General features: G+C 71.1%; 20 protein-coding genes. 10 read left to right on the top strand and 10 right to left on the bottom strand.

All coding sequences use genetic code 11. The features are described from left to right. Window positions 1–52 precede the first annotated feature (52 nt). The gene (locus ACEJ41_RS05140; RefSeq protein WP_374013716.1) at window positions 53–1327 is read left to right on the top strand and encodes a hypothetical protein; all 1275 of its coding nucleotides are present in this window, start codon (window positions 53–55) and stop codon (window positions 1325–1327) included. Window positions 1328–1439: 112 nt separating this feature from the next. On the opposite strand, the gene ACEJ41_RS05145 is transcribed toward ACEJ41_RS05140, so the two are convergent. Further along, on the bottom strand, window positions 1440–2327 hold the full coding sequence (locus tag ACEJ41_RS05145) for a LysR family transcriptional regulator (protein ID WP_374013717.1): 888 nt from the start codon (window positions 2325–2327) through the stop codon (window positions 1440–1442). A gap of 101 nt (window positions 2328–2428) precedes the next feature. Between ACEJ41_RS05145 and trpB the strand changes: the two genes are divergently transcribed. Continuing rightward, the gene (gene trpB, locus ACEJ41_RS05150; RefSeq protein ID WP_374013718.1) at window positions 2429–3640 is read left to right on the top strand and encodes a tryptophan synthase subunit beta; all 1212 of its coding nucleotides are present in this window, start codon (window positions 2429–2431) and stop codon (window positions 3638–3640) included. 26 nt (window positions 3641–3666) lie between these two features. Then, on the top strand, window positions 3667–4470 hold the full coding sequence (gene trpA, locus ACEJ41_RS05155; RefSeq protein WP_374013719.1) for a tryptophan synthase subunit alpha: 804 nt from the start codon (window positions 3667–3669) through the stop codon (window positions 4468–4470). Between the two features lie 37 nt (window positions 4471–4507). Here trpA and ACEJ41_RS05160 read toward each other — a convergent pair whose 3' ends face one another. Further along, a complete protein-coding gene (locus tag ACEJ41_RS05160; protein WP_374013720.1) occupies window positions 4508–5017 on the bottom strand; it encodes a methylated-DNA--[protein]-cysteine S-methyltransferase in 510 nt (169 codons plus the stop codon). Window positions 5018–5051: 34 nt separating this feature from the next. Beyond that, the gene (locus ACEJ41_RS05165) at window positions 5052–6581 is read right to left on the bottom strand and encodes a DNA-3-methyladenine glycosylase 2 family protein (RefSeq protein WP_374013721.1); all 1530 of its coding nucleotides are present in this window, start codon (window positions 6579–6581) and stop codon (window positions 5052–5054) included. A 156-nt stretch (window positions 6582–6737) separates the two neighbouring features. On the opposite strand from ACEJ41_RS05165, the gene ACEJ41_RS05170 reads away from it, so the two are divergent. From ACEJ41_RS05170 to ACEJ41_RS05195, 6 genes are all read left to right on the top strand, one after another. After that, entirely contained in the window at window positions 6738–7190 is a 453-nt protein-coding gene (locus tag ACEJ41_RS05170; RefSeq protein ID WP_374013722.1) for a hypothetical protein, read from the top strand. Between the two features lie 129 nt (window positions 7191–7319). Further along, window positions 7320–7712, top strand: coding sequence for an MAPEG family protein (locus ACEJ41_RS05175; protein ID WP_374013723.1), 393 nt, complete (start codon window positions 7320–7322; stop codon window positions 7710–7712). Window positions 7713–7796: 84 nt separating this feature from the next. Continuing rightward, window positions 7797–8987 (top strand): hypothetical protein, encoded by a 1191-nt coding sequence (locus ACEJ41_RS05180; RefSeq protein WP_374013724.1) that lies wholly within the window; start codon window positions 7797–7799, stop codon window positions 8985–8987. Window positions 8988–9171: 184 nt separating this feature from the next. After that, on the top strand, window positions 9172–11067 hold the full coding sequence (locus tag ACEJ41_RS05185) for a DEAD/DEAH box helicase (RefSeq protein WP_374013725.1): 1896 nt from the start codon (window positions 9172–9174) through the stop codon (window positions 11065–11067). Window positions 11068–11220: 153 nt separating this feature from the next. Continuing rightward, window positions 11221–12906: a GGDEF domain-containing protein gene (locus ACEJ41_RS05190; RefSeq protein WP_374013727.1), complete on the top strand. Its 1686-nt coding sequence runs from the start codon at window positions 11221–11223 to the stop codon at window positions 12904–12906. After that, entirely contained in the window at window positions 12903–13622 is a 720-nt protein-coding gene (locus ACEJ41_RS05195; protein WP_374013728.1) for a pseudouridine synthase, read from the top strand. Before ACEJ41_RS05190 ends, ACEJ41_RS05195 begins: the two co-directional genes overlap by 4 nt. Before the next feature lie 42 nt (window positions 13623–13664). Here the strand turns inward: ACEJ41_RS05195 and ACEJ41_RS05200 are convergent, their stop codons facing one another. Genes ACEJ41_RS05200 through yidD form a run of 4 tightly spaced genes read right to left on the bottom strand, consistent with a single transcriptional unit; the run spans window position 13665 to window position 17165 of the window. After that, complete coding sequence (locus tag ACEJ41_RS05200) at window positions 13665–14621, bottom strand: DMT family transporter (RefSeq protein WP_374013729.1); 957 nt, start codon at window positions 14619–14621, stop codon at window positions 13665–13667. A 53-nt stretch (window positions 14622–14674) separates the two neighbouring features. Next, window positions 14675–15505: a M23 family metallopeptidase gene (locus tag ACEJ41_RS05205; protein ID WP_374014073.1), complete on the bottom strand. Its 831-nt coding sequence runs from the start codon at window positions 15503–15505 to the stop codon at window positions 14675–14677. Between the two features lie 59 nt (window positions 15506–15564). After that, entirely contained in the window at window positions 15565–16917 is a 1353-nt protein-coding gene (locus ACEJ41_RS05210) for a dihydroorotase (protein ID WP_374013730.1), read from the bottom strand. Beyond that, a complete protein-coding gene (gene yidD, locus ACEJ41_RS05215; RefSeq protein WP_374013731.1) occupies window positions 16914–17165 on the bottom strand; it encodes a membrane protein insertion efficiency factor YidD in 252 nt (83 codons plus the stop codon). Before yidD ends, ACEJ41_RS05210 begins: the two co-directional genes overlap by 4 nt. A gap of 355 nt (window positions 17166–17520) precedes the next feature. Here yidD and dksA point away from each other — a divergent pair, with 355 nt between their 5' ends. Continuing rightward, window positions 17521–18615 (top strand): RNA polymerase-binding protein DksA, encoded by a 1095-nt coding sequence (gene dksA, locus ACEJ41_RS05220; RefSeq protein ID WP_374013732.1) that lies wholly within the window; start codon window positions 17521–17523, stop codon window positions 18613–18615. 416 nt (window positions 18616–19031) lie between these two features. Here dksA and ACEJ41_RS05225 read toward each other — a convergent pair whose 3' ends face one another. Genes ACEJ41_RS05225 through cysS form a run of 3 tightly spaced genes read right to left on the bottom strand, consistent with a single transcriptional unit; the run spans window position 19032 to window position 22184 of the window. Next, window positions 19032–20270, bottom strand: coding sequence for an MFS transporter (locus tag ACEJ41_RS05225; RefSeq protein ID WP_374013733.1), 1239 nt, complete (start codon window positions 20268–20270; stop codon window positions 19032–19034). Window positions 20271–20274: 4 nt separating this feature from the next. After that, on the bottom strand, window positions 20275–20715 hold the full coding sequence (locus ACEJ41_RS05230) for a SufE family protein (RefSeq protein ID WP_374013734.1): 441 nt from the start codon (window positions 20713–20715) through the stop codon (window positions 20275–20277). Between the two features lie 38 nt (window positions 20716–20753). Continuing rightward, a complete protein-coding gene (gene cysS, locus ACEJ41_RS05235) occupies window positions 20754–22184 on the bottom strand; it encodes a cysteine--tRNA ligase (protein ID WP_374013735.1) in 1431 nt (476 codons plus the stop codon). Between the last annotated feature and the right edge of the window lie 129 nt (window positions 22185–22313).

Genomic DNA, 22313 nt, shown 5'->3' on the forward strand with positions numbered 1-22313 from the left:
GTTTCTGCGCGCCCTATCCGTTCCTGGTGCCCGGCCTGCGGAGGCCGGCGAAGTGAGCCGCCGATTCCTGTCGTGCCTCCTGGTGGCGATGGTGCCAGCAACGGTAGGGGCGGCACCGGCCGAACCGGCGGAAACTTGCCTGGACGAATCCTGCCTGCTGCCCGCAATCCGGGACTTGTCGGTTTCCGATGCGCACCGGTACTTCCGGGGCCATCGTGCGATCTCCTACGGCTTCGATGCCGAGCGAGCTTCCGGCATGTTCAGGCAGAACTACGCCACGCTGTCGAGCTTCGTGGGCAACTACGAGGAGGCCGAGCGGCTGTACCCGCTCCGGGAGAACCAGGAGGATCCCGTGTCGCTGGGCTACACCGAGGCCACGTATGCCAATCCGCTGATCGTGGAGATGGCCCGCGGGCGGCAGGCGGTCTTCCTCAACGAGTCCCATGCCCGGCCGCGCACGCGGGCGGCGCTCCATACGTTGCTGCGTCCCTTGCGCGAGGCGGGGTTCGGGTACCTCGCCATCGAGGCCCTGACCACCGATGTGCCCGGCGAGGCTGGCACCTGTTCCGATGCCGCGATGTTCGATGGGGAGCTTCCCGCGCGCGGCTATCCGGTGAGGGCCAGCGGTTTTTACCTGCGTGAGCCGGTGTTCGGGGAAATCGTGCGCGAAGCCCTGCGCCTGGGCTTTCGCCTCGTCGCCTACGAAACCCGCGATACCAGCGGCACGATGGAAGGCCGCGAGCAGGGCCTGGCCGGCAACCTGGCGTGCATCTATCGCCAGGACCCGGACGCGAGGGTCCTGGCGATCGCGGGATTCGGGCACGTGGCCAAGAGCGGCGGGCCCGTCCCCATGATGGCGCAGCGGTTCAGGGAAATGACCGGTATCGATCCGTTGACCGTGGACACCACGCGCCTGCTGGGCATGGGCAAGGAGGGCATCCGCTTTCCCGAGGCGGGCCCGCCCCGGTTTCCCTCGCAGGCCTATGTGCTGTCCGATGCGTCCGGTAGGTTCTATGGCTCAACGGCCTATGATCTGATCGTGTTCGTGCCGGGTACCGGCGGCAGGCACGGGGAGGGGGCCTCCTGGCTGGAACTGGACGGTGCGCGCCGCCGCATGCCGGTGCCTGCGGAAGGATGCGGCGCCGCCCGGCCCTGCCTGGTGCAGGCCACCGTCATCGCCGAGGACGAGGGCATTCCCGCCGACAGTTGCGTGCTCGATGAGGGCGAGGAACGATGCGTGCTGTTCCTTGCGCCGGGCATGTTCCGTGTCGACTACCTGGATGCGCGGATGCGCCCACTGGCGTCGCGGTCGGTCACGGTCGAATGATGTCGGGAGCCATCGGCGACGGTTGCGGATGCGTGTGGGCAGGTGTCGGGCTGGCCGCGTTGCGGTGCTGGTCCGCGATGTCGCTTGAGGGTGCGAGTCCGGCGGGTCGTGCTCAGGCTCCCAGCTCGCCCCGCATCCACCCGGCCAGCGCGGCGATGCGCGGATCGCTGTTGCCGCGCACCGTGCACAGCGCCCATTGGCCGCCGGTATCGGCGAATCCCCACGGTGCGACCAGCCGGCCGGTGTCCAGGTCGGCCTGCACCAGCTCGCGTGGGGCGATGGCCACGCCCAGGCCGGCGGCGGCTGCTTCCAGCAGGTAGGTGAGGTGGTCGAAGCCGGTGCCCTGGCGCAGGCTGTCGGCATCCAGCCCCTGCGCGGCGAACCAGCGCGGCCAGGCCTGTGGGCGCGAGGCGGTGTGCAGCAGCGGTTCTTGCAGCAGTGCGGCCGCTGGGGCATCGCGCAGGGCGTCGAAGCGCGCATGGCGCGGGCTGAGTACCGGGCCGATGCGTTCCGGTGCCAGCGCGTGCACCTGCCAGTCGGCCGGCCACGGTGCCTCGCCCAGCAGCAGCGCCGCGTCCAGGCCGGCGAGGGCGGCGTCGAAGCCGCCTTCCTGTGCGGACAGGTGCAGCTTCAGGTCCGGCAGGTCGATGGCCAGCCGTTCCAGGCGCGGAATCACCCAGCGCGCCAGCAGGCTGCCGGGGCAGCCCAGGACCAGCGCGGTGGAGCGGCCGTCGCGGCGCAGGGCGCTCCAGGTTGCCTGCAGGCCGGCGAAGGCATCGCCGGCGGCGTCGCGCAGGCGCAGGCCGGCAGCGGTCAGGGCCAGGCCGCGGCCCTCGCGTTCGAACAAGGGCGCGCCCAGCGCGTCCTCCAATGCGCGCACCTGGCGGCTGACTGCGCCGTGGGTGACATGCAATTCCCCGGCGGCGCGGCTGATGCTGCCCAGGCGGGCAGCGGCCTCGAAGGCGCGCAAGGCGTTCAGCGGTGGCAGCGACCGGGGCATGTGTGAGTTTTTATCACACGAACGGCAGGTATTGTCGATTAAACACGCAGGCATCTGTGCGCTAGGCTGAGGGCCTGCCACCGTGCCCTGATGGATCCGCCATGAATGCTCCCGCCGATTTCCACGCCTTTCCCGATGCCAATGGCCACTTCGGCCGCCACGGCGGACGCTTCGTCGCCGAGACCCTGATCGGCCCGCTGCAGGAGCTGACCGCCGCCTACGACGCGGCGCGGGTGGACCCGGAATTCATTGCCGCGTTCGAGAAGGACTTCAAGCACTACGTCGGCCGGCCCAGCCCGATCTACCACGCCGAACGCCTCAGCCGCGACGTGGGTGGCGCGCAGATCCTGCTCAAGCGCGAGGACCTCAACCACACCGGCGCGCACAAGATCAACAACACCATCGGCCAGGCGCTGCTGGCGTCGCGCATGGGCAAGAAGCGGATCATCGCCGAGACCGGCGCCGGCCAGCACGGCGTGGCCAGCGCCACCGTGGCCACGCGCCTGGGCCTGGAATGCGTGGTGTACATGGGCGCCACCGACATCGAGCGGCAGAAGATCAACGTCTACCGGATGAAGCTGCTGGGCGCGACCGTGGTGCCGGTGAGCAGCGGTTCGGCCACGCTCAAGGACGCGCTCAACGAAGCCATGCGCGACTGGGTGACCAATGTGCAGGACACCTTCTACATCATCGGCACCGTGGCCGGGCCTGAGCCGTACCCGCGCATGGTGCGCGACTTCAACGCGGTGGTCGGGCGCGAGGCCCGCGCCCAGATGCTGGCCGAATACGGCCGCCTGCCCGATGCGATCACCGCCTGCGTGGGTGGTGGCAGCAATGCCATCGGCCTGTTCCATGCCTTCCTCAACGACGCCGGCGTGCGCATCGTCGGCGCCGAGGCGGCCGGCGAGGGCATCGACACCGGTCGCCACGCCTCCTCGCTGTCGGCCGGCCGGGTGGGCGTGCTGCACGGCAACCGCACCTACGTGATCTGCGACGACGACGGCCAGATCACCGAGACCCACTCGATCTCCGCCGGCCTGGACTACCCGGGCGTCGGCCCCGAGCACGCCTTCCTCAAGGACACCGGCCGCGCGCAGTACGTGGGCGTCACCGACGAGGAGGCGCTGGCCGCCTTCCATCGCCTCACCCGCAGCGAGGGCATCCTGCCGGCGCTGGAGTCCAGCCATGCGGTGGCCCAGGCGATCAAGCTGGCGCGCGAGCTGCCCAAAGACGCGCTGGTGCTGTGCAACCTGTCCGGCCGTGGCGACAAGGACGTGCACACCATCGCCGCGCGCGAAGGGATCGAGCTGTGACCCCCGACCAGGACCGGATGCCCGCCATGAGCCGTATCGAAAACAAGTTTGCGCAGTTGCGCGCGCAGGGCCGCAAGGCGCTGATCCCCTTCATCACCTCCGGTGATCCCTCGCTGGAGGCCACCGTGCCGGTGATGCACGCGCTGGTGGAGGCCGGTGCGGACTGCATCGAGCTGGGCGTGCCGTTCTCCGACCCGATGGCCGACGGCCCGGTGATCCAGCGCAGCTCCGAGCGCGCGCTGGCCCGCGGTGCCGACAGCGCCTACGTGCGCGAATGCGTGCGCCGCTTCCGCGAACGCGATGCCCACACCCCGGTGGTGCTGATGGGCTATCTCAACCCGGTGGAGATCCGTGGCGCCGCGGCGTATGCCGCCGACGCGGTGGCCGCCGGCATCGACGGCGTGTTGCTGGTGGACCTGCCGCCGGAAGAGGCGGCCGATTTCCTGGAGCCGTTCGGCCGCGCCGGGCTGGCCCTGGTGATGCTGGCCTCGCCGACCACGCCGCCGGAGCGCGCGGCGATGCTGTGCGCCAGCGCGCAGGGGTACCTGTACTACGTCAGCTATGCCGGTGTGACCGGCGCCGACCGGCTGGATGCGGGCGAGGCCGGCAAGCACCTGCAGGCGCTGCGCGCGCAGGCCAGGGTGCCGGTGGTGGCCGGGTTCGGGATCAAGGATGCAGCCAGCGCCGCGGCGATGGCGTGCGATGCCGATGGCGTGGTGGTCGGCAGCGCACTGGTCTCGGCGATGGATGGCGCGGCTGATGCCGCCGAGGCCGCGCGCCGCGCCGGCGCGTTCCTGGCACCGCTGCGGCAGGCACTGGACGCGGGCTGACGCTGCAGCATCGCCTCTCGGGCGATGCCTTTGCGGCTCACTCAAACAGGTCCGGCGCGGGCCCCGTGCGCGGCAGCGCCCCTTCCAGTTCCAGCAAAAAGCGCTTGGTCGGCAGGCCGCCGCTGAAGCCGGTGAGTGCGCCATTGGCGCCGATCACCCGATGACAGGGCAGGACGATGGGCAGCGGGTTGCGGCCATTGGCCGCGCCGACCGCGCGGGTTGCGGTGGGCCGGCCCAGTTGCGCGGCCAGTTGCGCGTAGCTGACCGTGCGGCCGAAGGCAATGGTGGCCAGCGCGAACCACACCTGGCGCTGGAACGGCGTGCCCTGCGGAGCCAGCGGCAGGTCGAACACGCGCCGGCGCCCGGCAAAGTAGTCGTCCAGTTGCGCGCGGGCCCGGTCCAGCAGCGGGTGGTCGCCGCGCTGCCAGCCATCGCGAGGCAGGAACCAGCGATCAGCCGGAAACTCGATCGCATGCAGGCCGGCGTCGCCGGTTGCGATGGTCAGGGTGCCGACCGGGCTGTCGATGTCACGGTAGTAGATGGTCATCGGCGTGCTCCCCTGGGTGCGTTCCTGGGTGCGTTCATCGGGATGCTCTGGCGGAGGCGGCGCGCGCGATGGCGTCGCGCCACAGGTGGATGACGGCGTAGCCACGCCAGGGTCGCCATGCCTGGGCACGGTCGCGCAGTGCCCGCGTTCCCAGCCGCTGGCCGTCACCTCCGGCAATCTTCTGCAGCACCAGATCCTCGGCCGGGAACGCATCGGGATGGCCGAGCGCGCGCAAGGCCAGGTAGTGCGCGGTCCACGGGCCGATCCCGGGCAACGCGGTCCAGGCGGCGGTGAAATCCTCCAGGGTGCGGTCGGCGCGGAAGTCGACCCGTTCGTCCAGCAAGGCCGCGGCCACGCCGCGCAGGGTGTCGGCACGCGCACCGGTCAGGCCCAGGCCGTGCAGGTCGCCGTGGGCCAGCGTGGCCGGCGTGGGGAACAGGTGCGACAGGCCGGGCGCACCGGCGATGTCCACCGCCTGCCCATGGCGCTGCACCAGCCTGGTGGCCACGGTGCGTGCGGCGGCCACGCTGACCTGCTGGCCGATCACCGCACGCGCGGCGATTTCGAAACCATCCCAGCCGCTGGGCAGGCGCAGGCCCGGGCGCTGGCGCAGCAGCGGGCGCAGGCGGGGATCGGCCGAAAGCGCGGCCGCGATCGCGTGCGGGTCGGCATCCAGGTCGAACATGCGCCGCACCCGCTGCACCGTTGCAGCCAACTGCGCAGGTGCCACGCCATGCAGCGCCAGCCGCAGCGCATGGGTGGCGCCATCGCGTCCTGCGGGCCATGCGCAGACCTGCAGCCACGCGGGGGCGTCAGCACTGCCGATCGCGCGTGCATAGCTGCGCGCATCCACCACCTCCACCCCGGGCAGGGCGCGGTCACGCAGGAAATCCAGCATCGCCGCCAGGTCGTACGGCGGCCGATACCCGAGTTTCAGGACAAGTGGACGGTCATGGGCGACATCGCCTGCGTGCGCCGGTTCGCGCGCGCGCCGGCGCAGGTCGCGCGGCGGCATGCGGTAGGCATCGAGGAAGGCGGCGTTGAAGCGGCGCAGGCTGGCAAAGCCGGCGGCCTGCGCCACTTCGGTGACGGGCAGTGCGGTCTCGGTCAGCAACTGCTTGGCAAACAGCAGGCGGCGGGTGCCGTGCACCCCCGCCGGGGCCGCACCCAGGCGCTGCACGAACAGGCGGCGCAACTGGCGCTCGCCCAGGTGCAGGCGCGTGGCCAGGTCGGCCAGCCGGTGTTCGGCAAGAAAACCGTGGTCGATCAGCTTCAGGGCGCGGGCCACGGTCTCGTCGCTGCGGCGCCAGGTGCCTTCGGCCGGCGCCAGTTCCGGCCTGCAGCGCAGGCAGGGGCGGAAGCCCGCAGCCTCGGCCGCGGCGGCGCTGGGGTAGTAGTCCACGTTCTCGCGCCGGGGCGGTGGTGCGGGGCAGACGGGCCGGCAGTAGATGCCGGTGCTGCGCACGGCAGTGAAGAACACCCCGTCGAAGCGCGGATCCCGGCTCAGCCTTGCGCGCTCGCAGGCGTGCTGGTCGGGCAGGGTGGGGATGGGTGGGGAGGTCATGGATGCAGGCTAGCACCGCGGCCCGGCCGCGACTGGCCGTTTTCGGACATGTATGCAGGGGCTGACGATCAGCTGAAGCGGCCGGCTGGTGTCACGCCCTGCGCGCTGTGTCCGCGCTATAACCCGGGGCAGGTCATGCACATGGAGCACAAGGTCATGGCAGTCACCACACGGGCCGGCCTGGCGGTGCTGCTGCTGGCGGCCACCATGCTGGCCAGTGCCGCGGCATTGGCGCAGTCGGTGCGGCCCAACCGCTACGGCACCGGGCCGGCGACGACCGGCAGCGACGCGCGCAGCACCTACCAGCGACAACGCGCACTGGCCGATGACGCCGAATCCAACCGGGCCGAGGCGGTTGGCCGCGCAGAGCGCGACCGGATCGCGGTGGCCATCGATTCCAACCGCCAGCGCATGCAAGCAGATCGCGCCCGTACCGACCGCCGCCGCGCGCATGCATCCCCCGCCGAGGCCGAGCGCCTGCGCCTGGACTTCGAACAACGCCGCCTGGCCTACGAGCGCCAGCGCGAGGACCTGGAGCGCCAGCGCGCCGAGGCCGAGTCGACGCGGGCTAACCCACAGCCACCGCCACCACCGCCGCCGCGACGCTGAGCGCTGCGTCGCTGGTCGGCCCGGTGCCGGCGCGCGGTGCGGCAAGCGCGGTGCGCTTGCGCCATCCCGGCATGCCAGCGGGGGCTGCTAGGCTTGCTGCACGTCGGCCAGCGCGCATGGAGAAGCATCGTGGAGATCGAGATCCGGTACCTGGCCTGGGCCATCGTGCTCGGCTTCGCGCAACTGTTGTTGGCCAGCGCCCTGATCACGCGGCAGCGTGGCCTGGCCTGGGATGTCGGTCCGCGTGACGGCGAGGCCGGGCCGTTGCCTCCGCTGGCCGGGCGCGCACAGCGGGCCCAGCACAATTTCCTGGAGACGTTCCCGTTCTTTGCCGCCGCGGTGCTGGCGGTGGCCTGGAGCGAGCGCACCGATGCGTACACCGCACTGGGCGTGCAGCTCTATTTCTGGTCGCGCCTGGCCTACGTGCCGCTGTACCTGTCCGGCGTGCGTTACCTGCGTTCGCTGGCATGGACGCTGGCGATGGCCGGCCTGGCGCTGGTGCTGTGGCCGCTGCTGTCCTGAGCCGCCACCACGTTCATCGCCGGTTGTCCGCGCCGCCGGGGCAGCGCCTAGACTGTGCGTCTTCCGCTCCCCCGTAACCTGTCCGTGCCGCCACCTTCCTTCCTGCATCGTTTCCATGGCGCTCGCGCCGGCTGCCTGATCACCTGCCTGCTGTTGCTGGGCGCGTGTGGCGGGCAACAGCAAGCCCCCGCCCCCGAAGTCGAGACCCAGACGGTGGCCTCGCCGGAGGAGGGTGGTGCGGTGAGCCGCGCGCCGATGCCGGAGGAGTCCGTTCCCGCGCCTGCGCCCGTGCCTGCGCCCAAGGAAAAGGCGGCGGACTGGTCGCCGGTGGAGCTGGTCTCCGGCCAGGCGTGGATCGACTGCGCCCTGGACTACCGCCGCGGCGATGGCGAGCCGCTGCCCGCGCCCACCCGCGAGAATCTGCGGCAGCTGCTGGAGCCGTGCGTGGAAGGCGATGTCCTGCGCCTGCGCTGGCGCGGCAAGATCGCCAGCGACTTCACCACCCTGGTGGAGCGGGTGACCCGGGTAGCCGACGCCCTGGGCATCGGCAATCGGGTACTGGACCTGGATTCCACCGGCGGCCAGGTCGAGGATGCGATCCGCGCCGGAGACTGGATCGGCCGCCACCACTGGACCCTGTGGGTACGCGAGGACTCGCTGTGCCACAGCGCCTGCGTGTTCGTCCTGGCCGGCGGCGACAGCCGCATGCTGGCCGGGCGGGTGGGCATCCACCGGATCATCCGGCTCAGTTCCACCGCGACCAACCGCGAGGAGCTGAACACCGAGCTGCAGGCCGTGTACGCCACCGTGCGCGCCTACCTGGAGCGCAACGGTGCATCGCCGCTGCTGGCCGACGTGATGAAGACCGTGCCCAACCGCAGCCTGCGCCTGCTCACCACCGACGAACTGCGCGTGTATGGCCTGGACGGCAACAACGCCGCGCAGGACGACCTGGACCGGGTGCGCCTGCTGGACAAGTGCGGTGACGACTTCATGCACCGGCGCGATGCTTGGGTGCGTGCATTCCACGAGCGTTGCCGCGACGAGAGCGAACTCCACGCACTCAACAGCTGCGGCCTGGAACTGCGCCGTGGCTTTGGTTTTCCGGACGAGGACTGTCCGGCGGAAAGTCCCCTGGCCGAGTTCAATGCGCTGGCCGAGGTGCCGGCGGACGCGGCCGAAGCGGTGGTCGAGGAGGCCGCCGTCCAGCCCGCTGCCGCAGCCGTTCCGGCGGCCACCGCAGGCGATCCGGCACTGCTGCGTCCGGGCGGCTGATCCCGCGCCGCAGCGGCCTGCCGGCGCACATGCCGCGTCCCCGCCGGCGCCGGCCGGTCCGGTCGGCGCTGAATGCTTGCAGTGGTCCGCACCGCCCCGGACGCGACAAAGCCCCGCCCGGCAGCGCACAATGGCGCCTTTCGCATACCCGCCGCGCCGTCCTGGCGCTGCCGCCGGAGCCCGGATGTCTGCCCCAACCCCCGAATCCCCTGCCGCGCCGACTTTCGGCGAACTCGGCCTGCCAGAGACGTTGCTTGCCGCCCTGTCCGCGGTCGGCTACGAATCGCCATCGCCGATCCAGTCGGCCACCATCCCGGCGCTGCTGTCCGGCCGCGACGTGCTGGGCACCGCCCAGACCGGCACCGGCAAGACCGCTGCCTTCGCGCTGCCGATCCTGACCCGGCTGGAGCCCTCGCAGCAGAAGCCGCAGGCGCTGGTGCTGGCGCCCACCCGCGAGCTGGCCATCCAGGTGGCCGAGGCGTTCCAGACCTACGCTGCGCGCACCCCGGGCTTCCAGGTCCTGCCGATCTACGGCGGCCAGGGCTATGGCCCGCAGTTGCACGCGCTGCGCCGCGGCGTGCACGTGGTGGTGGGGACCCCGGGGCGGGTGATCGACCACCTCGAGCGCGGCACCCTGGACCTGTCGCAGCTCAAGTGCCTGGTCCTGGACGAGGCCGACGAAATGCTGCGCATGGGCTTCATCGACGATGTCGAGACGGTGTTGAAGAAGACCCCGCCCACGCGCCAGGTGGCGCTGTTCTCGGCCACCATGCCCGCGCAGATCCGGCGCATCGCGCAGACCTACCTGCGCGACCCGGTCGAGGTCACGATCGCGGCAAAAACCACCACCGCGGCCAACATCCGCCAGCGGTACTGGTTTGTCAGCGGCCTGCACAAGCTCGACGCGCTGACCCGGATCCTGGAAGCCGAGCCGTTCGACGCGATGATCGTGTTCGCCCGCACCAAGGCCGCCACCGAGGAACTGGCCAGCAAGCTGCAGGCGCGCGGCGTGGCCGCTGCCGCGATCAACGGCGACATGCAGCAGCAACAGCGCGAGCGCACCATCGCCCAGCTCAAGGACGGGCGTCTGGACGTGCTGGTGGCCACCGACGTGGCCGCGCGCGGGTTGGACGTGGAGCGCATCAGCCACGTGCTCAACTACGACATCCCCTACGACACCGAAAGCTACGTGCACCGCATCGGCCGCACCGGCCGCGCCGGGCGCAACGGCGAGGCGATCCTGTTCGTCACCCCGCGCGAGAAGGGCATGCTGCGTGCGATCGAGCGCGCCACCCGGCAGCCGATCGAGGAGATGCGCCTGCCCAGCGTGGCCGCGGTCAACGACCGCCGCGTCGCGCGTTTCTTCGAGAAGATTTCCGGCGCGCTGGAAACCGGCGGGCTGGAGCCCTACCACGAGCTGGTCGCGCGCTATGCCGGCGAGCACGATGTCGGCGCCACCGAGATCGCCGCGGCACTGGCGCGGCTGCTGCAGGGCGATACGCCACTGCTGCTGGACGCGCGTGACGAGCCGGCCCCGCGCGAACGGACCGCACGCCACGAGCGCGAGCTGCGTCCGTTTGCGGCCACCGATGCCCCCGGCCGTGCGCACGCGCCGCGCCCGCCGCGTCACCCCAGCGGCGACGAAGGCCACGCCCCGCGCCCGCCGCGCCAGGCCAAGCCGCCGCGCGCTGCGCCCGATACGGGCATGGAGGCCTACCGGGTCGAAGTCGGCCATGTGCATGGCGTCAAGCCGGGAAATATCGTGGGCGCCATCGCCAACGAGGCCGGGCTGGAAAGCCGCTTCATCGGCCGCATCGACATCCACGAGGACCATTCGATCCTCGACCTGCCCGAGGGCATGCCGCCGGAGATCATGGCCCACCTGCGCAAGTCCTGGGTCGTCGGCCAGCAGCTGCGGATCAGCCGCTGGGACGGCAGCCACGCGCCCGGCGAGGCGGTCGAGCCGCGTCCACGTGCGCGCCCGCACGCAGCGCGCGCCAATTCCGCGCGGCCTGCGGGCAAGCCCGCACGGGCGCCGGCCAAGCCCCATCGCAAGGGCCCGCCGAAGCCGGGCGGCTGACCGTATCGCGCGCGCTGCGGGCATTGCCGCACCGCGCTGCTGGATGAACGTTTCCGCGTTGCCGCCCCTGTCCCGGGGTGTTCCGGCCTGCGCTCATGCAGCGGCCGGCCGATATCATGTACGGGCGGCCGGGGAGGCCGCTGGGGAATGCAGATGGGAATCACGTCGCGCCGCGTCGCCGGTGCACGCCGGTGGTGCATGCACGTGGCGCTGCTGCTGCTGGCAGGGGCGTGGGTGCTGCCGGTCCAGGCAAGCCCTGCCGGCGCGCAGCAGGCCCCGCGCTACCTGATGGCCGGTGCTCCGGCGACCGGACCGGCACCGAGCAGGGCCTGTGAGCCGGAGATGCTTGCGCGGCTGGACCAGCACGCAGAGGTGCCGCCGCCGCCGGGGGGATGGCCCGGCGTGCCGCAGGCGGTGGAAGTGTTCAACGTGTTCGCCGGCGAGGTGATGGTCGGCCATGGCGAACAGGCGATCTGCGGCCGCCTGCATGATGCGCGCACCCTCGATACCCGCTTCCTTGCGGGCGTGGGCATGGTGCTGGTGCCGCCGGCAGGTGACATGCAGCCGATCCGGGTGGCCTGGGCCGCGCCGCTGCAGGCGCACTGGGTGCCGACGGTGCGGGTTGGCGCACCCAGCCAGGTGCACCAGATGGACACCGCGCGCCTGATGGTGCGCATCGCCAGCCTGTCGGTGGCCAACGCACTGGCGTTTGCCGCGTTGATGGGCTTCCTGAGCGCGCGCGACCGCGTGTTCCTGGGCCACGCCGTGCTGTGCGTGCTGGTGATGCTGTGGCAGGCCGTGCTCAGCGGGCTCAGCGGCTATCCGGTGCCGTGGCTGCCGGTGGACGAACACGCCTCGCGCTGGCTGCTGGCATTCACCTGCATGGGGCTGAGCGCGCTGTTGTACGTGCTGTGGCAACTGGCGGGCGTGCGCAGCAGGTCGCATGCGTTGCGGGTGTACCTGCTGCGGGCGCTGGCGGGCTTCTGGCTGCTGGGCGCGGCGGCCGCGGCGTGGCTGCCGCTGCACCTGCTGGGCATGTTTGCCGACGGCGTGGAGATCGCCTTCCGGGTGGCCAGTGTGGTGCTGTTCCTGGTCGGCGTGTACATGGCACGGCAACGGCGCGCCAATGCGCTGGTGGGGCTGCTCGCGATCGCGCCGTTCCTGGTGATGTCGGCCCTGGAAATCGCCGACAGCCGCTACCTGGTCGCATTCCGGGTGGAAATGATCCAGTTGTCGATCACCTGGTTCCTGATCATGAGCGCCTATGCCCTGAACCTGCGCCTGGGGAGCCTGCGCCGGCAACGCGACGAGATGCAGGCGCTGGTCGATACCGACGCATTGACCGGGCTGGCCAACCGCCGTGCCGGGCGCGCGCGCCTGGCGGCCCATGTCGAGCATGCGACCACGCACGGCGGCGCGCTCACGGTGGCGTTCCTGGATATCGACCGGTTCAAGGCCATCAACGATGTCTACGGCCATTCGGTTGGCGACCAGGTGCTGGTGGCGGTGGCACAGACCCTGTCGGCCGGGGTGCGGGATGCCGCCGACGCGGCGCGCATCGGCGGCGAGGAGTTCCTGATGATGCTGCCCGGGGTGGACACCGCCGCGTCGATGGAACGGATGGAGGCGGTGCGCGCCCAGGTGCCGCTGGCGGTGGCCCGGCTCGGCCTGCCCGGGCTGACCGCGACGATCAGCATCGGCGTGGCCACCCTGCACCCGCACGATGCCGGCCCCGACGCGCTGCTGGCCCGCGCCGACGCTGCGATGTACCAGGCCAAGCGCGGCGGCCGCGACCGGGTCGTTGCCGCAGGGCCACCCGGCGCCGAGAATGGTGCATGACCACCCGCCTCAACAAGCACATCGCCGGTACCGGGTTCTGTTCGCGTCGCGAGGCCGATCGCCTGATCGCCGCGCGCCGGGTCAGCGTCAACGGCCAGCCGGCCGGTACCGGCGCGGAAGTGGGCGAGGACGACGTGGTGCTCGTGGACGGGCAGCCGCTGCGTGCACGCACGGCCCGTCCCGGCCGCCGCCGCCACGTGTACATCGCGCTCAACAAGCCGGTGGGCGTGACCTGCACCACCGAGCAGGACGTCAAGGGCAACATCGTCGATTTCGTCGGCCACGAGCAGCGCATCTTCCCGGTGGGGCGGCTGGACAAGGACTCCGAAGGGCTGATCCTGCTGACCAGCAACGGCGACATCGTCAACCGCATCCTGCGCGCCGAAAGCGGCCACCAGAAGGAATACCTGGTCGCGGTGAACAAGCCGGTCACCGACGAATTCCTGCGCGGCATGGCGCGTGGCGTGCCGGTCCATGGGCAGATGACCCTGCCGTGCCGCACCGCGCGCATTGCAAGGTTCGGCTTCCGGATCATCCTGCAGCAGGGCCTGAACCGGCAGATCCGGCTGATGGCCGCGGCCTTCGGCTACCGGGTGACCCAGTTGCGGCGGGTGCGCATCGACAACATCTCGCTCGGTGCACTCAAGCCGGGGCAGTGGCGCAACCTGAGCGATGCCGAACTGCACGGGCTGTTGCCGGAGTTCAGCGACTGGTGAGGCGCTGGCCGGACACGCCCGGATGCCCGTGCGCCGGCGCGCTCAGTCGACCAGGCGCTTGGCTTCGGCCGTGCCCAGGACTTCCGGATGCGGGGCTGCGCCGCCGGGCCGGCGCCGGCCCAGCAGCGGGTCGAAGAACACCGCGCCCAGGATGATGGCCACGCCCAGGTAGAACTGCAGGCTCAGTTCGTGTTGTTCACCCAGCAGCAGCGCGGCCAGCGCGATGGCATACACCGGCTCCAGGTTGGTCACCAGCTGCACGGTGTAGGCGCTGAGCTGGCGCAGTGCCACCAGTGCCAGCGCGAATGGCAGCAAGGTGCAGGCCAGCGCCAGCAGCACCAGCAGGGCGCCGTCGCGCAGCCCGGGCAGGACCAGTAGTTCGCCGGCAAGCGCCGGCACCAGGGTCGGCATCAGCGGTGCCAGCGCAGTCAGCACGATCGCGCCCGCGCCCAGCTCCAGGGCGGTGACCGTCAACGGGTCGGCATGCTCGACCAGGCGCTTGTTGAGCGAGCCGAACACCGCCACCAGCAGTGCCGATACGGCGCCCATCGCCACCCCCAGGCGCATCCCGTCGGGCACGCCGCCCACCACCAGCGCCACGCCCGGCAACACCGCGATCCCGAGTGCCAGCTCCCGCAGCCGGAATGGGCGCCGCGCCACCCACGGCTCGATCACCGCGATGAACACCGGCGCCAGCGCGATGCAGGTGGCCGCCACCGAGGCGTTGGCCAGCTTGATCGCGCCGTAGAAGGTCAGCCAGTGCAGTGCGACGACGGCACCGATGCCGGCATACGCCAGCGCCAGCCGCGGCGCCAGCGCGCGCAGGCCGCGCCAGACCCGCGGCAGCATCGCCAGCGCGGCCACCACCAGCAGCATGCGCCACCACACCAGCGGCAGCGCGGGCAGGGTGATGAGCTTTCCCAGGATCGCGGTGCAGCCCCACAGCAGGACGCAGGCGTGGATCTGCAGGTGGGCGCGTCGGGTGGGGGCTGCCGGCATCGGCGCATTATCGCCGCAGTTGCCGCCGTGTCCGCAGCGCTACAGGCGTCTGGTCAGGGCTGGCGCTCAAGCACCAGCAGGGGATCGATGCGGGTGGTGAACCAATTCATCCCCCAATGCAGATGCGGCCCCGTCGCCCGCCCGGTCGCGCCGACCGCGCCGATCACCTGGCCCTGTGCCACCCGGTCGCCTGCCTTCACATCCAGCCGCGACAGGTGCAGGAAGTTGGAGCTGATGCCGAAGCCATGATCCAGCAGCACCGTGCCGCCGGTCAGGTACAGGTCGGGCGCGGCGAAGGTCACCACGCCGGCGGCCGGTGCCTTGACCGGCGTGCCGGCGGGGGCGGCGATGTCCATGCCCGAATGTGGCGCACCGGGCGTGCCGTTGTACACGCGCTGGTTGCCGAAGCGCCCGCTGATGCGCCCTTCCACCGGGCGGATGAAGCGCTGGGCGAAGTCGGCGCGGTCGTCGTCGCGCATGCGCGCGGCGGTCACCTGCGCCTGCTCGCGGGCGATGCGTTCGGCAATGGCCGGCGGCGGGTTGACCGTCTTCGGGGGCACGCCATCGACGCGCTGCACCGGCCAGTCGCGCGTGGTCACCACGATGACGGCGTCGGCGCGGCTGCCATCGGGGCGGGTCACCACCACGCGCACCGGCTCGCGCACGTCGCGACCGATGCCGAACACCACCGTGCCGTAGCCGGTGGTGCGCAGCACCCGTCCGGCGTATTCCACGCGGCTGCCGGGCGGTACCTTGCCCAACACCATCGACCCCTGCGGCACGCTGTCGGGGAATACGACCCGGTTGTCGGCGGCAGCCTGCGCAGGCGCAAGCTGCGCAGGCCCCAATGCAGGTGGCGCGGCCAGGCAGGCGGCAGCGGCAATGGCGGCGATGCAGACACCGATTGCCGCGCAACGGCGCGGCCGCGTTGCTCGCGCCGTGCTCAACGTGCGAACTCCAGGCGCTGCCCGTCGGCCGCGCCGACCAGCGCGCGGCCGTCCCACACCATGCGGCCGTTGACCCAGGTCGCGCCGATCCGCGAGCGGAACGTGGTGCCCTCGAACGGCGACCAGCCGCAGCGCGACAGCACGTCCTCGCGGCGCACGGTCAGCGGCGCGTCGTCCACCAGCACCAGGTCGGCCCAGTAGCCTTCGCGCAGGAAGCCGCGTTCCTTTACGTCGAACAGCTGCGCCGGTGCGTGTGCGGTCTTCTGCACCACCCGGGCGATGTCCATGCGCCCGTCATGCACCAGCTCGATCGCCGCCAGCAGCGCGTACTGCACCAGCGGCAGGCCGGACGGTGCCTGCAGGTAGGGGCGCTGCTTTTCCTCCAGGGTATGCGGGGCGTGGTCGGTGGCCAGCACGTCCACCACGTCGTCCACCAGCGCGGCGATCAGCGCCTGGCGGTCGGCCGCGTCCTTGATCGCCGGGTTGCACTTGATGAAGTTGCCCAGGCGCGCGTAGTCGGCGCGGTCGAAATGCAGGAAGTGGATGCAGGTTTCGGCGGTGATCTTCTTGCGCACCTTGCCATCGGCATCCACCAGCGGGCCGCGCTCGAACAGCGCCAGCTCGTCGGCGGTGGAGATGTGCAGCACGTGCAGGCGCGTGCCGTGGCGGCGCGCCAGCGACAGCGCCAGCTCGGTCGACTTGATGCAGGCCTCGCGCGAGCGGATGTCCGGGTGCATGTCCGGGGTCAGCCCGTCGGCCCCGAACTTCTCCTTGAACGCGGCCATGGTGCGGTCGATGGTCGGGGTGTCCTCGCAGTGGGTGATGATCGGCGTGGGCGCCTCGCGGAAGATCCCGTCCAGGGTCTGCGGGTTGTCCACCAGCATGTTGCCGGTGGAGGCGCCCATGAACACCTTGATGCCCGGGGCGGTCTTCGGGTCCAGGCGGCGCACGGCCTCCAGGTTGTCGTTGCTGGCGCCCAGGTAGAAGCCGTGGTTGCCCCAGGCCCGCCCGCGCGCGGCGGCGTACTTGGCCTCCAGCGCGGCCGCGTCCAGGGTGGGCGGGTTGGTGTTGGGCATGTCCATGAAGCTGGTCAGCCCGCCGGCCACCGCCGCGGCCGACTCGACCGCGATGTCGCCCTTGTGCGGCATGCCCGGCTCGCGGAAGTGGACCTGGTCGTCGATCATCCCCGGCAGCAGCCAGCGGCCTGCCGCATCCACCACCGCCTCGCCGGCGCGCGCCTGCAGGGCACTGCCGATCTGGGCGATGCGTCCGCCGGCGATGCGCAGGTCGCCCTCGAACTGGCGGCCTTCGTTGACCAGGCGGGCGTTGGTGATCAGGGTGTCGGTCATGGGTGGGGGTCCTTGCAGCAACGGGAGGAGGGGACGGCCGGGACGGGATCATGCCCGCCCGGGTGCAGTGGATGGCAACGCGCCAGCCGGCGTGCGGCCAGCCAGCTTCCGCGCGCGGCGCCATGGGTGGCGATGGCCTGCATGGCGTATTCGGAGCAACTGGGCACGAAGCGGCAGCGTGGGCCCAGCAGCGGACTGACCAAGCGCTTGTAGCCGCGCAATGCCAGGATGAGCGCGCGCGCGATCACCGGGCGGCATGCCGGTGGCAAGCCGGGCCATGGCGCGTCGATGCCGCGCCCATCGCCCGGATGCAGAGGGCGAAAGTCACGTGGCCGACACCGCGTCCGTGCGTCAATGCCAATGCCGGCGCCGGCCCGCGGAGGGTGGCGGAGCCGGACGCGCCGGCGCCTGGTCCACGTTGCGGGCGGCGCATGGTGGACATCACGCTTCCCTTGCAAGAGTGGGCACGCACGGACACGCTCGCATGATACTCCGGGGTGCGTGAGGTTGCCCCCCGGAGTGGGGTGGGCTATAAAGGCGCGCTTTCCCGGCAACGGGGCCAATTTTCCCGGTAACGGGGACACTTCGGAGGAACCTTCGTACGTGGCTGCCAAGAAATCCGTGAAAAAGTCCGCCAAGCCGGCCAAGAAGCCCGCTTCCGCCAACAGCAGGAAGCCTGCATCGGTGGCCGGCAAGGCCGTCGCCAAACCGGCCAAGAAGCCGGCGGCGAAGAAGGTCGCCAAGCCGGTGGCCAAGCCCGCCGTCAAGAAGGCTGCCAAGCCGGTCGCCAAGCCCGCCGCCAAGAAGGCGGTGAAGAAGGCCGTGAAGGCACCAGTCAAGGCAGTGAAGGCGCCCGCCAGGAAGGCGGTGAAGGCGCCTGCCAAGTCGGTGGCCAAGAAGGCTCCGGCAACGAAGAAGGCGGTGAAGAAGGCCGCGCCTGCCAAGTCCGCGGCCAGGAAGACCGCAGCGGCCAAGCCGGCCGCGCCTGCCAGGAAGATCGCCGCACCCAAGGCCGCCAGCCGGCCATTGGCCCCCAAATCCCCTGCCGCCAAGCCGGTCGCCACCAAGGCGCCGCCGGCCAAGGCTGCAAAGTCGCAAGTAAAACCAGTGCCCGCACCGAAATCCCCCAGCAAGCAAGCAGCCAAGCCGGCGCCGTCGTCCACCCCGCGTACTCCGCGTACGCTGGGCAAGGTGGCCGTGGCCGTGGTCCCCAAGCAGCAGGAATCCACCGTGGCGCAGCCGGCCCGCCGTGCCGCCGTCGATTACAAGGTCGATGAAAGCACCGGCCGTCCGCTGTTGCCGGCCGGGTACAAGCCCTCGCCGCGCGAGGAGTACATGAACCCGCTGCAGCAGGAATACTTCCGCCAGCGCCTGATGGACTGGCGCGCCGACCTGGTCGAGGAATCCAAGCAGACCATCGAGAACCTCAAGGACGAAGTGCGCGATATCGGCGACGAGGCCGAGCGCGCCACCCGCGAGACCGAGAATTCGCTGGAGCTGCGCACGCGCGACCGTTACCGCAAGCTGATCGGCAAGATCGACAGCACCCTGCGGCGCCTGGAAGAGGGTGACTACGGTTACTGCGTGGACACCGGCGAGGAGATCGGCCTGGATCGCCTGGACGCACGCCTCACCGCCGAGCGCACCATCGATGCGCAGGAGCGCTGGGAGCACCTGCAGAAGCAGCAGGGCGAGTAAGCCGGCCTGCGCGTTCGTATCGAAGCCCGCCGCAAGGCGGGCTTCTTCTTGGTTGTTCTCCCGGTGACGGGATGGTGCGGCCTTGCTGCCTGAACCGGTGCGGCGGGAGGCTTGGCCGCGGCCGCGGCCGCGGCGGCGCGGTGCGATGCCTGCTGCCGTTCATGTCCCCCGGCCGCAGCCTCCTCCTTGACTTCCCGTCAGCAGGCATCGCACCGCGCCGTGTCACCTGCATCGGCCCCCACCTGTAGGAGCCGGTCTTGCCGGCGACCCGATGCAGGCTGCGGCATCGCGACACGCCACCCCGTACCGCGGTCGCCGGCGAGACCGGTTCCTACAGGCGGCGGCCACGCGCCGCGCTGCGCCCAGGGCTCGCCGGAAGCGCGGGACGGGAGGTGTTGTCGCGGCGGCGCGGCCTGCTACAGCTGGCGAAGGTCCAGGCGGCGCAGCTTGGGCGCCTTCCATGCGGTGGTCGCGGCCACGCCCAGGGTCACGCAGCCGCCCAGCACCACGGCCGGTACCAGGCCCAGCAGGCGTGCCATCGAGCCGGCGTAGAACGCGCCCAGCTCGTTGGACGAGCCGATGAAGATGCCATTGATCGAGGCCACCCGGCCGCGCATGTCGTCGGGGGTGACCAGTTGCATGATCGTGGAACGCAGCACCACCGACACGCCGTCGCACACGCCCGACAGCATCAGGAACATCGCCGACAGCCAGAAGTGCCGCGACAGGCCGAAACCGATGATGCACAGCCCGAAGCCGGCCACCGCCCACAGCAGCAGGCGACCGGCACGCCGCCCGGGTGGTCGGCGCGCCAGCACCAGGCCGACCGCGACTGCGCCCAGCGCAGGCGCACCGCGCAGGATGCCCAGGCCTTCGGGCCCGTAGTGCAGGATCTCCTGGATGAAGGCAGGCGCCAGCGAGATCGCGCCGCCGAACAGCACCGCAAACAGGTCCAGCGCCTGCGCGCCAAGCATGATCTGGTTGTTGAACACGAACCGCAGGCCTTCGCCGATGCTGGAGAACAGCGGCGCGCGCGGGCCTTCGGCGCGCGGCTCGTCCACCCGCAGCACCAGCAGCAGCGCGCCTGCCGCCACCGCCAGGATCGAGGCCAGGCCATAGGCGGTGGCGGTGTCCTTCCAGCCCACCAGCACGCCGCCCAGCGCCGGCCCGATCACCATCGCGCTCTGGGTGAAGATGCTGCCGATGCTGGCGCCGCGGGTGAACTGCTCGCGGCGCAGGACCCGGGCAAACAGCGCGGTGTAGACGGGGGTCAGGAACGAGCGCACCAGGCCGGTGAGCACGATTGCCGCGTAGATCGGCCAGGTCTGGCCCGGGGCGATGTGGCCGGCCGCGATCAGGGCCAGCAGCACCGCAGTGGCGCACAGCCCGGAGCAGGCCAGTGCACCCAGCCGGCGCCGCGGCAGCAGGTCGACCAGGTAGCCGGCGAACAGTGCCATGCCGATGTAGGGCAGCACCTCGGCCAGGCCGATCAGGCCCAACGCGAATGGATTGCGGGTCAGCTCGTAGACATGCCAGCCGACCGTGACCGCGACGATCTGGTAGGACAGGATCGCGCACACGCGGTACGCCAGCAGGACCCGGAAGCCGCTTTCGCGCAGCGGCGAACCGGTGGCCGTCGATGGCGCGGCGGCCATGGACTCAGTCCTGCTGGCGGCGCGCGGTGTCGCGGATGAAGCCCAGCAACGCGGCCAGGCCGTTGTTGCGGGTCGGCGACAGGTGCCGGGCCAGGCCGATGTGGGCGATGTAGTCCGGCTCGGTAGCCAGGATCTCCTCGGCCGGGCGGCCCGAATACACCCGCAGCGCCAGGTAGATCAGCCCGGAGACGATGGCCGAGTCGCTGATGGCGTGGAAGTCCAGCCGCTGGCGGTTGCCCTGCGGCACGATCCATACCAGCGACTGGCAGCCGTGCAGGCGGTGTTCCTCGCTTTTCCAGGCATCGGGCAACGGCGGCAGCTTGCGGCCCAGGTCGATCAGGTACTGGTAGCGCTCGGACCAGTCGCTGAAGAAGGCGAATTCCTCGCGGATCGCGTCCTGCGCGGCGGCGGCGGTGGGTTCCAGGGGGAAGGGGGAGTCGGTCACGTCGGTGGTCTGGTGGTGGCGGCCAATGAAAGCGCAGGTCAGCCGCGCTTCCAGCGCACGCCCTGCGGGGTGTCCTCGAGCACGATGCCCTCGGCGGCCAACTGCTCGCGGATGGCGTCGGCGCGAGCGAAGTCGCGCGCCTGCTTGGCTTGCGCGCGCGCGTCGACCAGGGCCTGGATGCGGGCGTCGTCGTCGTCGCTGGCACCGCGGCTGAACCACGCATCGGGCGTCTGCTGCAGCAGGCCCAACGCGCTGCCGGCGCTGCGAAGCTGGCCGGCCAGCAGGCCCAGTTGCCCGATGTCCGCCGGCGCAGCGGACGGCTCATGCACAAGCTGGTTCCGCAGCTGGCGGACCCTGGCGGCGATGTCGGCCAGCTCGGCCAGGGCCTTGGGGGTATTCAGGTCGTCGTCCAGCGCGCCCTCGATCGCGGCAGGAATGGGCTGCGCCGCGGCGTCCTGCGGTCCCTGGCCCGGCACCACGAGGAGGTCGGCATCGCGCAGGGTGCCGTACAGGCGATCAAGCGTCTTGATGCTCTTGTCGATCAGTGCATCGGACCATTCCAGCGGCTGCCGGTAGTGGGCCGACATCAGCGCGTAGCGCAGCGCCTCGGGCGGGTGCTGGCGCACCAGGTCATGCACCTTCTCGATGTTGCCCACCGACTTGCTCATCTTGGCGCCGCCGAAGTTGAGCATGCCGTTGTGCAGCCAGACCCGGGCGAACACCTTGCCGCCGTGGGCGCACTGGCTCTGCGCGATCTCGTTTTCGTGGTGCGGGAACTGCAGGTCGATGCCGCCGGCATGGATGTCGATGGTCTGGCCAAGGTGCGCGGCGGCCATGGCCGAGCACTCGATATGCCAGCCCGGGCGCCCGCGTCCCCACGGCGACTCCCAGCCGGGCTGGTCGCCGGCCGAGGGCTTCCACAGCACGAAGTCGCCCGGATCGCGCTTGTAGGGCGCCACGTCCACCCGCGCACCGGCCAGCATCTCCTCGCGGTCGCGGCGCGAGAGCCGCCCGTAGTCGGGGAAGCTGGCCACCGCGAACAGCACATGGTCCTGCGCGGCATAGGCATGGCCGGCCTCGACCAGGCGCTCGATCATCGCCACGATCTGCGGGATGTGCGCGGTGGCTTCCGGCTCGATATCCGGCGCGGCAACGCCCAGCGCGGCCATGTCCTGGCGGTAGGCGGCGGCGAACCGATCGGTGATGGCCGAGATCGGTACCCCCTGCTCGGCGGCGGCGGCGTTGATCTTGTCATCCACGTCGGTGATGTTGCGCGCGTACTTCAGCGCGCCATGGCGCCGCTGCAGCAGCGCCGCCAGCACCCCGAACACCACCGGGCCGCGCGCATTGCCGATGTGCACGTAGTTGTAGACGGTCGGGCCACACACGTACATCGTCGGGCAGGCGGGATCCAGCGGCGCGAACGGCTCGATCTGGCGCGTGAGGCTGTTGTACAGGCGCAGGGGCATTCGGCACGGAAGGCTGGGGCAAGGCCGCTGATTCTAGCGCGCCGCGCGCCTGGCCCGCGGCGGCAGAGACCCTTGCCGCGATGGCAATGGATGCGGATGGGGCGTTCAGCGGGCTGCAAGGCGCAGCGC

Origin of the sequence: Pseudoxanthomonas koreensis (assembly GCF_041890415.1) — a bacterium.
Taxonomy (GTDB): Bacteria; Pseudomonadota; Gammaproteobacteria; order Xanthomonadales; family Xanthomonadaceae; genus Pseudoxanthomonas; species Pseudoxanthomonas koreensis_A.

Coding starts and splice junctions, on each gene's coding strand:
- ACEJ41_RS05190 (WP_374013727.1), top strand. CDS start 11,221: ATGGGAATCACGTCGCGCCGCGTCGCCGGTGCACGCCGGTGGTGCATG.
- ACEJ41_RS05145 (WP_374013717.1), bottom strand. CDS start 2,327: ATGCCCCGGTCGCTGCCACCGCTGAACGCCTTGCGCGCCTTCGAGGCC.
- cysS (WP_374013735.1), bottom strand. CDS start 22,184: ATGCCCCTGCGCCTGTACAACAGCCTCACGCGCCAGATCGAGCCGTTC.
- ACEJ41_RS05185 (WP_374013725.1), top strand. CDS start 9,172: ATGTCTGCCCCAACCCCCGAATCCCCTGCCGCGCCGACTTTCGGCGAA.
- ACEJ41_RS05165 (WP_374013721.1), bottom strand. CDS start 6,581: ATGACCTCCCCACCCATCCCCACCCTGCCCGACCAGCACGCCTGCGAG.
- ACEJ41_RS05170 (WP_374013722.1), top strand. CDS start 6,738: ATGGCAGTCACCACACGGGCCGGCCTGGCGGTGCTGCTGCTGGCGGCC.
- ACEJ41_RS05195 (WP_374013728.1), top strand. CDS start 12,903: ATGACCACCCGCCTCAACAAGCACATCGCCGGTACCGGGTTCTGTTCG.
- ACEJ41_RS05160 (WP_374013720.1), bottom strand. CDS start 5,017: ATGACCATCTACTACCGTGACATCGACAGCCCGGTCGGCACCCTGACC.
- ACEJ41_RS05200 (WP_374013729.1), bottom strand. CDS start 14,621: ATGCCGGCAGCCCCCACCCGACGCGCCCACCTGCAGATCCACGCCTGC.
- trpA (WP_374013719.1), top strand. CDS start 3,667: ATGAGCCGTATCGAAAACAAGTTTGCGCAGTTGCGCGCGCAGGGCCGC.
- trpB (WP_374013718.1), top strand. CDS start 2,429: ATGAATGCTCCCGCCGATTTCCACGCCTTTCCCGATGCCAATGGCCAC.
- ACEJ41_RS05225 (WP_374013733.1), bottom strand. CDS start 20,270: ATGGCCGCCGCGCCATCGACGGCCACCGGTTCGCCGCTGCGCGAAAGC.
- ACEJ41_RS05210 (WP_374013730.1), bottom strand. CDS start 16,917: ATGACCGACACCCTGATCACCAACGCCCGCCTGGTCAACGAAGGCCGC.